This is a genomic window from Caballeronia sp., assembly GCF_028292365.1.
Classification (GTDB): domain Bacteria; phylum Pseudomonadota; class Gammaproteobacteria; order Burkholderiales; family Burkholderiaceae; genus Caballeronia.
Genome location: NZ_JAQGMM010000592.1, coordinates 1 through 12,429 on the forward strand (window position 1 = coordinate 1; position 12,429 = coordinate 12,429).

Consider the following 12,429-nt stretch of genomic DNA (forward strand, 5'->3'; position numbering starts at 1 on the left):
TTTTTCGCCGACAGCAACCTTATACTGCTTGCCACCGGTTTTTATGACCGCGTACATTGAGAACCTCACTCTGAATTCATTTTTCCGCACACCGTGCGCGAAAACGCGTGATTATACAGAGAGTTAGACTCTCCGTCAAAACCCTTGTGCATCGCGAAAACCGGGGCGCCGCAGCCCGGACAGAGCAACGTACACGGACCTTGCACGCATCATTATTGCGATTTTGCCGCCTGACGCCGCCCATCAGGCTTGTCGCAGCGCCCCGCGCGGTTCATCCGCGGCGTCTTTAGAGGCGGCTATCGGCCGATTCGCCTTATAATTCGCGGCACTACCCTAATTGCCGATCATGTCGTCCACTGCCATTTCCTCCCCAAACGCCGCCAACGTGCTCGAGCCTATCGCCGAGGACATGCAGCAGGTCAATCGCGTCATCCGGCAGCGCCTGGCGTCCGAAGTGATGCTGATCAACCAGATTTCCGAGTACATCATCGGGGCCGGCGGCAAACGGCTCCGGCCCGCGTTGCTGCTGCTGGTCGCAGGCGCGCTCGGCGACACCACCGGGCACCGGCATGAGCTGGCCGCAGTCGTCGAGTTCATTCATACGGCCACGCTGCTGCACGATGACGTTGTCGATGAATCCGATCTCCGGCGCGGCCGCAAGACCGCGAACGCGCTGTTCGGCAATGCGGCGAGCGTGCTCGTCGGCGACTTTTTGTACTCGCGCTCCTTCGAAATGATGGTCGGGGTGGGCAAGATGCGCGTGATGGAGATCCTGTCGGTTGCGACCAACGTGATCTCGGAAGGCGAAGTGCTGCAGTTGCTCAACATGCACGACCCGGACGTGGACGAAGCACGTTACATGCAGGTGATCCGCTACAAGACAGCAAAGCTTTTTGAAGCAGCGGCACAACTGGGCGCGGTTTTGTCGGGGTCGGATGCCCGGACGGAAGCGGCGGCGGCGGAGTTTGGCCGGCGCATTGGCACCGCGTTCCAGATCATGGACGACTGGCTCGACTACACCGGCACGGCGGAGTCGATGGGTAAAAACGCGGGCGATGATCTGCGCGAAGGCAAACCCACGCTGCCCCTCATCTATCTGATGGAGCATGGTTCGGCCGAACAGGCAGCGCTTGCGCGCGAGGCGATCGAACAAGGTGGCACCGATAAATTCGACACCATCTTCGAAGCCATCACGACATCGGGCGCGCTGGATCACACGCTGAAATGTGCACGTCAGGAAGCACAGGCGGCAGCGAATGCAATTTCTTCGTTTCCAGATTCCATTTTTAAAGAGAGCCTGCTAGAATTATGTTCTTACTCGGCGGCAAGACAGTCCTGAAAAGGAAACGAACCGTCTCAGAGTGAACATTCGGGGTGTAGCTTAGCCTGGTAGAGCGCTACGTTCGGGACGTAGAGGCCGGAGGTTCGAATCCTCTCACCCCGACCAGAATTGATAAAAAACCGCCCAGCTTGCTGGGCGGTTTTTCGTTTTGGGTCATTGATTTTTTCAGGTCATCCTGTCAAGTCGCCGGATGTTCGCTTGTTCCAATATCTACAAGCCTGGCGCAAGGTTCGCGCTGTCATCAAATCAGATTCAATCACACGGCGCTCGCTCACCCATGTCTTCACTCAGATTTTCATCGGCTAGAAGAATGTCCGTGGGCCAGCGCATCGGACTGTGGTTCGTATTCTTGTATTTCCTGATCGGCGGCGCATGCCACTTCTTGTACATGCCGCTCTTCGTGCAAATCGTGCCGCCTTATATCCCCTTCCCGCTCCTGGCCGTCATCGTGAGCGGCATTTTCGAGTTACTTGGCGTGGCCGGCGTGATGATCAAACGTACGCGAAGTGCCGCGGGCGTTGGGCTGGCGTTATTGACTATTGCCGTTACGCCCGCCAACGTATTCATGTATCAACACGCAGATCAATTTTCACAAGTTCCATCGTGGTTATTGCTCGTGCGGCTGCCTTTGCAGCTTGTGCTGATTGTGTGCATTTTATGGAGCACTCGACAGCGCGCTTAACTCGATTTGCACTTAGCTCACTTAACTAACCAGTGCGTGACGTGATGCCCGAGCCGGGCTCCTATAATGCCGAAGGCACCACTTGGCGGTCACGACCCATCATGCTTCCTCTGAAATACCTCAGCGCCTATCCGCAAACCCTTCAGGATAAAGTCCGCAAACTTATCGCCGATGACAAACTCGGCGTGTATCTCGCGGACCGGTATCCGCACCGCCACGCCGTGCAATCGGACCGCGCTCTGTATCAATACACCACGGATCTGAAGCAGGAGTTTCTGCGGGTGGCGCCGGCCATCGATAAGGTGATGTACGACGCCAAACTCGACGTGCTGCGTCATGCGCTCGGTCTGCACACAGCCATATCACGCGTGCAGGGCGGCAAGCTCAAGGCGAAGAAGGAGATTCGGGTCGCGTCGCTGTTCAAGGAGGCGGCACCGGAATTCTTGCGCATGATCGTCGTGCATGAACTCGCGCATTTGAAAGAAAGCGACCACAACAAAGCGTTTTACCGCCTATGCGAGTTCATGCAACCGGGGTATCACCAGATTGAATTCGATCTGCGCATCTACCTGACCCAACGCGACCTTTCACGCGATTCGTCCGCTTCGTCGAATTTGTCCATCAAGTAATTGCGTCAATCCGCGACCGCGTGAGCGAGGGTTTCGCTGGCAGCACTTCGCATCGGCCGGATCAGTAGCAGCAGCGGTACCACCAGCAAGGTCGCGACGAACATCAGCTTGAAGTCGTTCAGGTACGCGATCATCTGCGCCTGCTGATTGATCGATTGATCCATCAGCGCCAGACTCATTTGCGATCCACTTTCGAGCATGGGCTGCATCGACGGATTGAATACGTTCACATTCGCCGCGAGATCGGCATGCGCCACCTGCGTGCCACGCGTCATCATGGTCTGCACGATCGAGATACCGATACTGCTGCCAATGTTACGCATCAGGCTGTAGGTCGCAGTGCCGTCCGCGCGTAGTTCGGGCGTCAGCGTGGAAAACGTCAGCGCGCTCAGCGGCACAAAGACGAAACCCAGGCCAAAACCCTGGATCACGCCGGGCCAAACAATGTCCGACACCGACAGCACGAGCGTGTATTGCATCATCTGCCAGAGCGCGAACGCCGAAATGAGAAAGCCGGCGAGCAGCAACAAACGCGCGTCGATGCGTCGTAAGAGCCGCCCGGCAACTAGCATAGCGACCATGGTTCCCGCGCCGCTGGGCGCCGTGACCAGACCCGTCGTGGCGACGGGATAGTTCATCAGGTTCTGCAGCATTGGCGGCAGCAACGCACGGGTCGCGTACATCACCGCGCCAATCATGAAGATGAAAAACACGCCGGTCGCGAAATTGCGGTCCTTCAACAGTTCGTACTTGAAGAATGAACGCTTGCCGGCGGTCGCTGTGTGCGCGAGAAAAAAGATAAAAGCCAGCCCCGCAAGAATGGCTTCGATGCGGATTTCGAGCGAACCAAACCAGTCTAGCTGCTCGCCGCGATCGAGCATGGCCTGGAGTGCGCCGATCGCCAGACCCAGCGTGGCGAACCCGAACGCGTCGAATTTGACCCCGAGCTTCGCCGCTCGCGCCGGCAGGAAAGTCACCACGCCAAAGAGCGCAAACGCGCCGACCGGCACGTTGATGAAAAATACCCAGCGCCAGTTGTAGCTGTCGGTGAGCCAGCCGCCGAGTGTCGGCCCAAGAATTGGCCCGACCATCACGCCCATGCCCCAGACGGCCATCGCCTGACCCTGCTTTTCGCGCGGATTGATGTCGAGCAGGATTGATTGCGAGAGCGGCACGAGCGAGGCTCCGAAAATCCCCTGCAGCAATCGGGACGCGACAATCTGCGCAAGACTCTCCGATAACCCGCACAGCGCCGAAGCGACCGTGAAACCCGCAATTGATATGATCAGCAGACGCTTCGTGCTCAGCCGGTCGGATAACCAGCCGGTCAGTGGCGTGGCGATTGCCGCCGCAACAATGTACGACGTCAGCACCCACGTGATCTCGTCCTGCGACGCCGACAGCGTGCCCTGCATATGCGGCAGCGCGACATTGGCGATCGTGCTGTCGAGTGTCTGGATCAGCGTTGCAAGCATGATCGAGACCGTGAGCATGGGCCGGTTGAGCGGCGTGGCCACCACCGCGCTTGCCGGCATCGATTCAGAGGACATTCAGGCGCCAATCCAGTTATCAGAGTGCTTACTATAATAGTAAGCATGCTTATTATAAACAGGCTGATGATTGGAACAAGGACTCAAAAACCCGGGGAAACCCTCGTCTGCTCGAATGCATATGGGCGCGAGCTTCTTTCGTATAATCCGTGCATGGAAACGCACCTCGACAAGCGCTTTGGTTTTCTGATCTCGGACGTTGGGCGCTTGTGCAGCAAGCGCTTCGACGAACTCGCGAAATCGTCCCTCGATCTCACGCGAGCGCAATGCCGCGCGCTTGCCTATCTGTCCCATTTCGGCGATGTGAATCAGGCGCGGCTGGCAGATCTGCTCGAAGTCGCGCCGATATCGGCCGGTCGCCTGCTCGATCGAATGGAGGAAGGCGGCTGGATCGAACGTTTTTCGAATCCCGATGACCGTCGCGAGCGGACGGTGAGGATGACGGCAAAAGCTGAAGGCGCGCTGGGCAGAGCACGCCGGGTGGGCGATTCAGTTGCCGCTGAAGCGTTGGCAGGGCTCGATGCGGACGAGCGCGCGCAACTGATCTCGCTGCTGCGGCGCGTGCGCGTGAATCTCAGCACGATTGTGGACGAGTGAGCGATTTTGGAGAGGTCGGGGGCCGCGCAGTCGAGTCTCTACCGACACTGCAAAAAGCCGCAGCGTGAAGCGCTCGGCTGATATTTGAAGAGCTCGGTCGTGCAATTGCTGAAGCGGCCGGATCTGGATCCACGGGTTCAGGTCCACGCCTTTAGGTCCGTCAATGCAGTGCAATAAATAGAAGGCCCGACCCTTGCTACAAAGCGTGTCGGACCGTCCGCCGCGCATACCCAAGCTTGCGGGCTCCTGCAACGCGACCACTTCTCTCCTGATTACAGCTCGTCTCCTCGGAATCCGACATGCTCTTGCTCGCCATACCGCTTACGGTGGTCGTCACGCTCGTCGTGGTCCTGATCCTTGCGAACTTCGTCAGCGGCGAAAAGAAGGTCGAGCACAACATCGACCGGCTGTATTCCAGCGACGACCCTCAATTCACTCGTTCAATGAGCCTCTTGCTGGGGCCGCCCGTGACGTCGGGCAACCGGTATGCCGTGCTGCTGAACGGCGACGAAATCTTCCCTTCCATGCTTGCTGGCATTCAGTCCGCCAAAGAGACCATTACTTTCGAAACGTTCATCTACTGGTCCGGCGACATTGGCGCGCGCTTTGCGGCGGCGTTGTCGGAGAAAGCGCGCTCGGGCGTGGCTGTCCATATCCTGCTCGACTGGATGGGCTGCAAGAAAATGGACCACCGTTATCTCGACGAATTGCGGCAAGCCGGTGCCGAGGTCGTGCAATATCACAAGCCACACTGGACCGGACTTGGGCGAATGAATAACCGGACGCACCGGAAGCTGCTGATCATCGACGGCCGCGTGGGTTTCACCGGCGGTGTTGGAATTGCGGAGGAATGGACCGGGCACGCGCAAGACGAAAAGCATTGGCGCGACACGCATTTCAGGGTGGAGGGTCCGGTAGTCGGACACATGCAGGCCGTCTTCATGGACAACTGGATCAAGGCGACCGGCAATGTACTGCATGGTCCCAAGTACTTTCCTGAGATACCCCCATTGCCTGAAGGCGATGCCAGTAATGGTGTCGCGCACATGTTCAGCAGCTCTCCCACCCACGGCGCCGACGACATGGAACTGATGTATCTCATGGCGATCACGGCGGCCACGCAGAGCATTCATCTGGCCAGCGCGTATTTCGTCCCCGACGGCCTTGCGATCAACGCCCTGGTGGAAGCCGCACGACGCGGCGTGAGAGTACGCATTGTGACGCCGGGAAAACGCATTGATACGCATACGGTGCGTGAAGCTTCCCGCGCCTGTTGGGGAGATCTGCTGGCCGCGGGTATCGAAATTCATGAATATCAGCCGACCATGTTCCATTGCAAACTACTCGTAGTGGACGATTACCTGGTTTCGGTGGGTTCGACGAATTTCGATAGCCGCTCGTTCAAGCTCAACGACGAAGCGAATCTCAATATCTACGATCGCGAATTCGCCCGTCAGCAAAGCGCGATCTTCGACGCCGATATAGAAAAGTCGCACCTCGTCACGTACGAGGAGTGGCTGAATCGGCCGAGGTTGGAAAAGCTGATAGAGAAAGCGATGCCGTTGCTCGATTGGCAACTTTGAGCATCTGCACAAATTTTCCCGGGTTCAACTTCCGGCTCTGACCTCAATGCAGTGTCAGACTGCCACCCGGCGCCTCAATCAACTTTCTCATGGGCCAGGCCTGCGCATACTGGCCGATCACAGCCACCTCACGATCCGCCTGCTCGGGCTGCAAACGGTCGCCCACCACCACAATGATCGGCATGTTGGCAGTCAGCGCATTGCCCCGCAGGTCCACAAGCTTGTAAAGCTCCGACGACGAAGCGTTACGATGGCATGAGATCACGTCGATCTGCGTTTCACCCTGCGACAGGTCGAAGCCATACTGACGGCCCGACACGCCAGCAGCCTTAAGCGTGCTCTTGACGGCCAGGACATCTGGCTTCATTGCGTTGAGATAAAGCCTTGTATCGCCGATCAGGCTCGGCTCGCGCACCGCGAAGTCAGTGCCCGCGTTGTCGAACTCCCATCTGGCCAGGCTCATCAATGCGTCTATATAGCTCGCGAATCCCGACGTCGTGTTGGCAATGTCAAACGTGCCTTCAATTTCGCCCTCTTGCGTCACCTTGATATCAGGCTGCTTGATCGCAGCTTTCACGACTTGATAGTCCCGCAGATGAAACGAATTGATCTGGCGAGCGAAGCAGTGGAACAGCGTTCCCCCTGAATCAAAGAACCGTATCTGCTCGCGATCACCCAGATATTCTGCGTAGATCTCGAATGGGTCGCCGCCGTAAAAGCCAAACGGCGTTTGGAGAGCCATCATGAGCGGATATTCATCTTCTAGTTGCACACAGCCGAAGCCGAGTTTCGCGCACATGTCCTGGCAGGACGACTGGATATTCATTTCGACTCCGGCACCGATGGATCGGGTAAGACGCACGACAGCGTCAAGTTGGTCTTCTTGCAGAAGAGCAGTAGCGCGCTCGTCAAACTGATCGCAGACCATTCAGCGTGGCCCGCCAAACGGTCGCGACCCACGTGTTCGTGAGGATGCTGATGAGCACCCACTGGTCGTCGACCGCTTTGAAAAACGTCGAGCTGATACGCACGGCGATTACCCCGACGTTGAGAGTAATACATGCTGAACAGGAATTGCTTGAGGTGCGGTCGGCGGCAGTATCGAACGGACAGATCAGCCGTGATGCCCTGAATGCGCCTGCCTTCGGCGTCCGTGACACCGAACTCGCCTTTCGCCCAACTTACCGTTTGTTGCCGCCTTCTCCATCCCGTTGATGGATCGCCAAATTTGGTGACGCTTAACAGGCGTTCCGCCTCGTCCCGTGGAAGATCGTCGATCATATGAGGTCATGGTTTGCATCCTGCGTGCTTGCGTGGATTTCACATGACCAACCATACCTTGACGCGCTTTAGGCGAGTCAAGCAGAACGTTGTCATAAAGTGTCGGCTCGCCAAGCCGAGCACATCTGACGCCGCGACGAAGCAATCGAGCAATCAAGCTACCCGCCAATCACTCCCGATCTCATCAGTTCCTCAATCTGTGCATCGCCCATTCCAAGCACGTCGCGCAGCATGACGCTCGTGTGTTGTCCAAGCATCGGGGGCGCCTGATCATACGCAACCGGGGTAGCCGATAAGCGCAGCGGACTCGCCACCGTCGGCGCCACGCCCGCGACGGGATGTGCTATCTCCCGCGCCGCGCCGCGAAATTGGGCCTGTTCGGAATCGAAAGCCTGCGCGATATCGTTGATCGGCCCGCACGGCACCCCGCATGCCTCGAGCGCATCAACCCAGGCGTCACGCGGACGCGTCATGAACACCGCAGCCAGTTGCGGCAACAATTCCGCCCGGTTCACGCTACGCCCGCTATTGGTGGCGAAGCGTGCATCGAGCGCAAGTTCCGGCACGTTCATCGCGGTGCATAGCGAGCGGAACTGGCTGTCGTTGCCGCATGCGACGATCACATGGCCATCACTCGCGGCGAAGGTCTGATACGGCACGATATTCGGATGCGCGTTGCCCATGCGCTGTGGCGCGATGCCAGTGGTGAGGTAATTCATGGACTGGTTGGCGAGCATGGCGAGCTGGCAATCGAGCAACGCGATGTCGAGATGTTGCCCAAGCCCGCTTTTTTCGCGCTCCATCAGCGCGGCCAGCACGCCGGTAGTGGCATACATGCCGGCCATCAGATCCGTCACAGCAACGCCGACTTTTTCGGGACCTCCGCCCGCTACGCTGTCGGGTTCACCGGTAATGCTCATTAGCCCGCCCATGCCCTGGATCAGGAAGTCGTAACCCGCGCGCTGCGATAGCGGCCCGCTCTGACCAAATCCCGTCACCGAGCAGTACACGAGCCGCGGATTGAGCGCCGAAAGACTCTCGTAGTCCAGCCCATATTTCCTGAGTCCACCGACCTTGAAGTTTTCGACGACCACATCGCACGACTTCGCGAACTCGCGGATCAATGCGGCGCCTTCAGGTGAACTCATGTCGATGGCAACCGACTGCTTATTGCGGTTCGCGCACAGGAAATAAGCGCTCTCCGATGTGTCCCGCCCTTCGGCGTCGCGCAGGAATGGCGGCCCCCACGTGCGGGTATCGTCGCCGGTGCCAGGACGCTCGATCTTGATCACTTGCGCCCCGAGATCCGCGAGGTTCTGCGTGCACCACGGCCCCGCCAGCACCCTCGATAGATCCAGCACGCGAATGCCATCCAGCGGGCGCTTTCTCGTTGTATTTGTATCCATGTTCGCGCCCGGGTTCTCCGGCATCGGTTGAGTCTTGCTGTCCTGCACCATTTCACCTCGCTCGTTTCACGCCGGGTTTTGGCTGATCGGCCATTCATGGCCGGAAAAATGCATATCGCATCGTCTGATGCCGTCGATTGTAGCCAAGTCATCAGACAGGGCGTCCCGCTCCGGCGTCTGTCAGTTTGTCAGCCTCGCGTATTCCAGAGCGCACCAGCCAATCGACAGGTTCAAGATCACGAGCACGGTCGAAATATTTGTCAGCTACCGGAATATTTCGCGAGCACCATCCGTTTATCCCGTATCTGCGCAAATGGAACGAGACAAACAACATGAGATTGCGAATCCCGATGCTCGCTGCGGCCCTGGTTACGGCCTTCAGCCTGAGTGCGCATGCCGCCCCGCCCATGGCCGGAAGCGGTATGTACACCGACGCGAAAGGCATGACGCTCTACACGTTCGACAAAGATCCGGCGTCGGGTCCGAGTGCGTGCAGCGGCGGTTGCGCCCAGGCGTGGCCGGCGGTAATGGCCGATGCTTCGGACAAACCCCAGGGTGACTGGACCATCATGCCGGCAGCCGATGGCGGTAACCAGTGGGCATACAAAGGCAAGCGCGTATACACGTTCGCGAAAGACAAGAAACCGGGCGATGCCAACGGCGACAATTTCAAGGACGTGTGGCATACCGTGAAGCAGTAAGCAAAATGCAATAAATGGGATGCAATAAGCGTGAAGCAGAAACCATCAGGAGCGATGGAGACCAGCATGAAGCGATCAAAGGCCACCGTTCGCGTTCCGGCGCTATCGTCGGCACGCGAACAGTGGCCTGGAGCGCTGAAGTGAACCAGACATGAGCATGGGCCGTTGAGCTTCGATACCGACCTCGTTGGGGTTCTCCCGCAGTTGCGGCGTTATGCGCGCGCGCTAACGGGAGACCGTGCGTGGGCCGATGACCTCGTGCAGGATGTGACCGAACGGGCGCTCGGCCGGTCGAAAGGATTTCGTGTCGGCAGTAATCTGCGCGCGTGGCTGTTCACAATCATGCGCAATCTCTATATCGATCAGTTGCGCGGCCGGCGCGATATTGCCGTCGACGATGAAACCGCGCCCTGGCGGCAGATGGCCGCGCCCGTGGGCGAAGTCGACGGGCTCGTGCTGCGCGACGTGCAACGCGCGCTGTATTGCTTGCCGGTCGAGCAACGCGAAGTCATGCTGCTCGTCTGCGTGGAGGACATGAGTTATCAGGAGGCATCCGTGGTGCTGAACGTGCCGGCCGGAACGGTGATGTCGCGACTATCGCGGGCGCGTGAACACATGCGTGTGCTGCTCGGTGAGGAACCGGGCCGCAAATCGGCATCGTTGAAAATCGTGAGTGGCACATGACGAATCACGAACGTCCTGAACAAGCGGATTCCAGCGCGGCAGCCGATGAGTTGCGCGCGCTGTCGGCGTTCATCGACGATGAAGCGCCGGAGGCCGAGCGTGCCGAAACCGCCGCGCGCATTGCCCGCGATCCAGCGAGCGCGGCGACGGTGGCCGCGTATCGCGCGCAAGACAATGCGCTGCGGGCGCTGTTTGCCGCCACGGCAGATAAAGAACCGCAAGTCGTGGTCGTGCGTCAGCGCAAGCGTTACCTGATGGCGGCAAGCTGGCTGGTGGTGGGGATCGCATGTGGCTTCCTGATGCACATGCTGTTGCCGGTCCTCGGTCAGGAACGCCCTGCGCCCACGTTCGCGCAACGCGCGGATATTGCTTACGCCGTGTACGCGCCTGAGCAGCGGCACGCGGTGGAAGTCGCGGCGTCGCAGGAAGATCATCTTGTTACGTGGTTGTCCAAGCGGCTCAACCGGACCCTGACCATTCCGTCATTGCACGAATATGGGTTCGAGCTGGTCGGTGGCCGCTTGTTGCCCGGCGAGGACGGACCCGCGGCGCAGTTCATGTATCAGAACGCCAACGGCGAACGGCTTACGCTGTACATGACCGGTGGTTCGGGCAAGCACAAGGACGAATACGCCATACGGATGTTGCGCGAAGGCCCGCGACGAACTTTCTACTGGACGACAGATCACGCGGGTTACGCGCTCTCGGGACAGATCGGCGAGGCGAAGCTCCGGGCGATCAGCTTCGATACCTGCGCGGCGTTAGGCGGCGATCCAAAAAAATGGCAGTAAGAAGTTATCAGGATCGTGGCGTTTGAAGGGGTCGGTAAAACATCAGCGGCACGTGGTACTTAGAGCGAAGTTATCGAGACCCAAGACCAGAAGAACAATGAAAAATGATCAAAGCAGCACGTGCCGCGCGAAGCGGCTTTTGCGCGTTGCCGCGTTAAGCGTGGGATGTCTGCTGACCGTCACCGCCAGAGCCGATGGGCGCTTCACGCTAAGCTCTCCCAGTGTCGCCGATAACGCCACCCTCGACTCCCGGCACGCCGCCAGCGCTCAGGATTGTGGCGGCAAGAACGTCTCGTTGCCACTGGCGTGGAGCAATGCGCCAACTGACACAAAGAGCTTCGCGGTCACTATCTACGATCCCGACGGCGCTCGCGGCCTGGGCATCGTGCACTGGATTCTCTACGGGATCCCTGCTGCGACCACCGCGCTCGGAGAAGGCGGGCCGCCGCCGGCTGGGAGTATCGGCGGAATCAACCGGACGGGGAAGGACGGCTATTACGGACCCTGCCCACCGCACGGCGATGCACCGCATCACTATGTCGTGCAAGCCTACGCGCTGGATCTCGCCGACAATGCCCTGCCCGCCGCGCTCGATCGTGACGCCTTGATCGCAGCGATGAAGGGTCACGTACTGGCGTCGTCGAGTATGGTGGTGCGGTACGCGCGATGATGATCGACTTAGCGCGATGCCTGATTAGGTAAACCATCAGCGCATCGCAGCTTATGCCTTCAGTCAGGCCTCATCCGCGGCCGCGAGTCCAGCCCTCGTCTGCACGCGCCATGCACGTGAACCGCCGAGAAAATCGACCCAGCCGAGCGCCGCCCCCGTGTGGCGCAGCAACTGGAACGTGAACGGCTCGACAATCGCCGTCACAACCGCCATCCACAGGCTCGACCCGGCCGTGTCTCCCGTCCAGCGCCGGTACAGATGCACGGTCCACAAATGGAAGGCGAAGTCGATAAGAATCTTTGCGCCGATCACGCTGAAAATCGGCAGCACAATCGCGCCGCGCCGATCCACGATAAACCCCAGCAACAGCGCAAATGCCGTCAGGCCGTAGATAGGCTGCACGGTATCGAACGCCGTCACGGGGAGCATCAGCAAACCGAGCGTGCCGTAACGCCGGTTGCCGGTCATATCGCGATTCCAGTATTGCGTCTGCAAAAAGCCCGCGAACCAGCG

At 59.0% G+C, this 12,429-nt stretch carries 13 protein-coding genes, 1 tRNA gene and 1 pseudogene; 11 read left to right on the forward strand and 4 right to left on the reverse strand.

Annotated features, from left to right (window positions below):
* Window positions 1–346 precede the first annotated feature (346 nt).
* The 4 genes from JWR14_RS34830 to JWR14_RS34845 all read left to right on the forward strand — a co-directional run bounded on the left by JWR14_RS34830 (window position 347) and on the right by JWR14_RS34845 (window position 2,653).
* Window positions 347–1,339 (forward strand): polyprenyl synthetase family protein, encoded by a 993-nt coding sequence (locus tag JWR14_RS34830; RefSeq protein WP_299718577.1) that lies wholly within the window; start codon window positions 347–349, stop codon window positions 1,337–1,339.
* A gap of 31 nt (window positions 1,340–1,370) precedes the next feature.
* Window positions 1,371–1,447 (forward strand) — tRNA-Pro (locus JWR14_RS34835).
* Window positions 1,448–1,619: 172 nt separating this feature from the next.
* Window positions 1,620–2,024, forward strand: a complete 405-nt coding sequence (locus JWR14_RS34840) for a hypothetical protein (RefSeq protein WP_299718579.1) — start codon at window positions 1,620–1,622, stop codon at window positions 2,022–2,024.
* A gap of 101 nt (window positions 2,025–2,125) precedes the next feature.
* Window positions 2,126–2,653: a M48 family metallopeptidase gene (locus JWR14_RS34845; protein WP_299718581.1), complete on the forward strand. Its 528-nt coding sequence runs from the start codon at window positions 2,126–2,128 to the stop codon at window positions 2,651–2,653.
* Window positions 2,654–2,658: 5 nt separating this feature from the next.
* Here the strand turns inward: JWR14_RS34845 and JWR14_RS34850 are convergent, their stop codons facing one another.
* A complete protein-coding gene (locus tag JWR14_RS34850; protein ID WP_299718583.1) occupies window positions 2,659–4,203 on the reverse strand; it encodes a DHA2 family efflux MFS transporter permease subunit in 1,545 nt (514 codons plus the stop codon).
* 153 nt (window positions 4,204–4,356) lie between these two features.
* Here JWR14_RS34850 and JWR14_RS34855 point away from each other — a divergent pair, with 153 nt between their 5' ends.
* On the forward strand, window positions 4,357–4,800 hold the full coding sequence (locus JWR14_RS34855; RefSeq protein WP_213767302.1) for a MarR family transcriptional regulator: 444 nt from the start codon (window positions 4,357–4,359) through the stop codon (window positions 4,798–4,800).
* A gap of 299 nt (window positions 4,801–5,099) precedes the next feature.
* The gene (cls, locus tag JWR14_RS34860) at window positions 5,100–6,383 is read left to right on the forward strand and encodes a cardiolipin synthase (RefSeq protein WP_299718586.1); all 1,284 of its coding nucleotides are present in this window, start codon (window positions 5,100–5,102) and stop codon (window positions 6,381–6,383) included.
* 43 nt (window positions 6,384–6,426) lie between these two features.
* On the opposite strand, the gene JWR14_RS34865 is transcribed toward cls, so the two are convergent.
* On the reverse strand, window positions 6,427–7,209 hold the full coding sequence (locus JWR14_RS34865) for a DUF1828 domain-containing protein (RefSeq protein WP_299718588.1): 783 nt from the start codon (window positions 7,207–7,209) through the stop codon (window positions 6,427–6,429).
* Between the two features lie 152 nt (window positions 7,210–7,361).
* On the opposite strand from JWR14_RS34865, the gene JWR14_RS34870 reads away from it, so the two are divergent.
* Window positions 7,362–7,598 (forward strand): hypothetical protein, encoded by a 237-nt coding sequence (locus JWR14_RS34870; RefSeq protein WP_299718590.1) that lies wholly within the window; start codon window positions 7,362–7,364, stop codon window positions 7,596–7,598.
* A 224-nt stretch (window positions 7,599–7,822) separates the two neighbouring features.
* On the opposite strand, the gene JWR14_RS34875 is transcribed toward JWR14_RS34870, so the two are convergent.
* Window positions 7,823–9,070, reverse strand: coding sequence for a CaiB/BaiF CoA-transferase family protein (locus JWR14_RS34875; protein ID WP_299718606.1), 1,248 nt, complete (start codon window positions 9,068–9,070; stop codon window positions 7,823–7,825).
* A gap of 338 nt (window positions 9,071–9,408) precedes the next feature.
* Here JWR14_RS34875 and JWR14_RS34880 point away from each other — a divergent pair, with 338 nt between their 5' ends.
* From JWR14_RS34880 to JWR14_RS34895, 4 genes are all read left to right on the forward strand, one after another.
* On the forward strand, window positions 9,409–9,771 hold the full coding sequence (locus JWR14_RS34880) for a hypothetical protein (protein ID WP_299718608.1): 363 nt from the start codon (window positions 9,409–9,411) through the stop codon (window positions 9,769–9,771).
* Window positions 9,772–9,936: 165 nt separating this feature from the next.
* On the forward strand, window positions 9,937–10,455 hold the full coding sequence (locus JWR14_RS34885) for a sigma-70 family RNA polymerase sigma factor (RefSeq protein ID WP_031360721.1): 519 nt from the start codon (window positions 9,937–9,939) through the stop codon (window positions 10,453–10,455).
* A complete protein-coding gene (locus tag JWR14_RS34890) occupies window positions 10,452–11,246 on the forward strand; it encodes an anti-sigma factor (RefSeq protein ID WP_299718602.1) in 795 nt (264 codons plus the stop codon). The genes JWR14_RS34885 and JWR14_RS34890 overlap by 4 nt, the downstream gene beginning before the upstream one ends.
* Before the next feature lie 97 nt (window positions 11,247–11,343).
* The gene (locus tag JWR14_RS34895; protein ID WP_299718604.1) at window positions 11,344–11,916 is read left to right on the forward strand and encodes a YbhB/YbcL family Raf kinase inhibitor-like protein; all 573 of its coding nucleotides are present in this window, start codon (window positions 11,344–11,346) and stop codon (window positions 11,914–11,916) included.
* 63 nt (window positions 11,917–11,979) lie between these two features.
* On the opposite strand, the pseudogene JWR14_RS34900 reads toward JWR14_RS34895, so the two are convergent.
* A pseudogene (locus tag JWR14_RS34900) lies at window positions 11,980–12,429 on the reverse strand (glycosyltransferase family 2 protein); the annotation flags it as partial.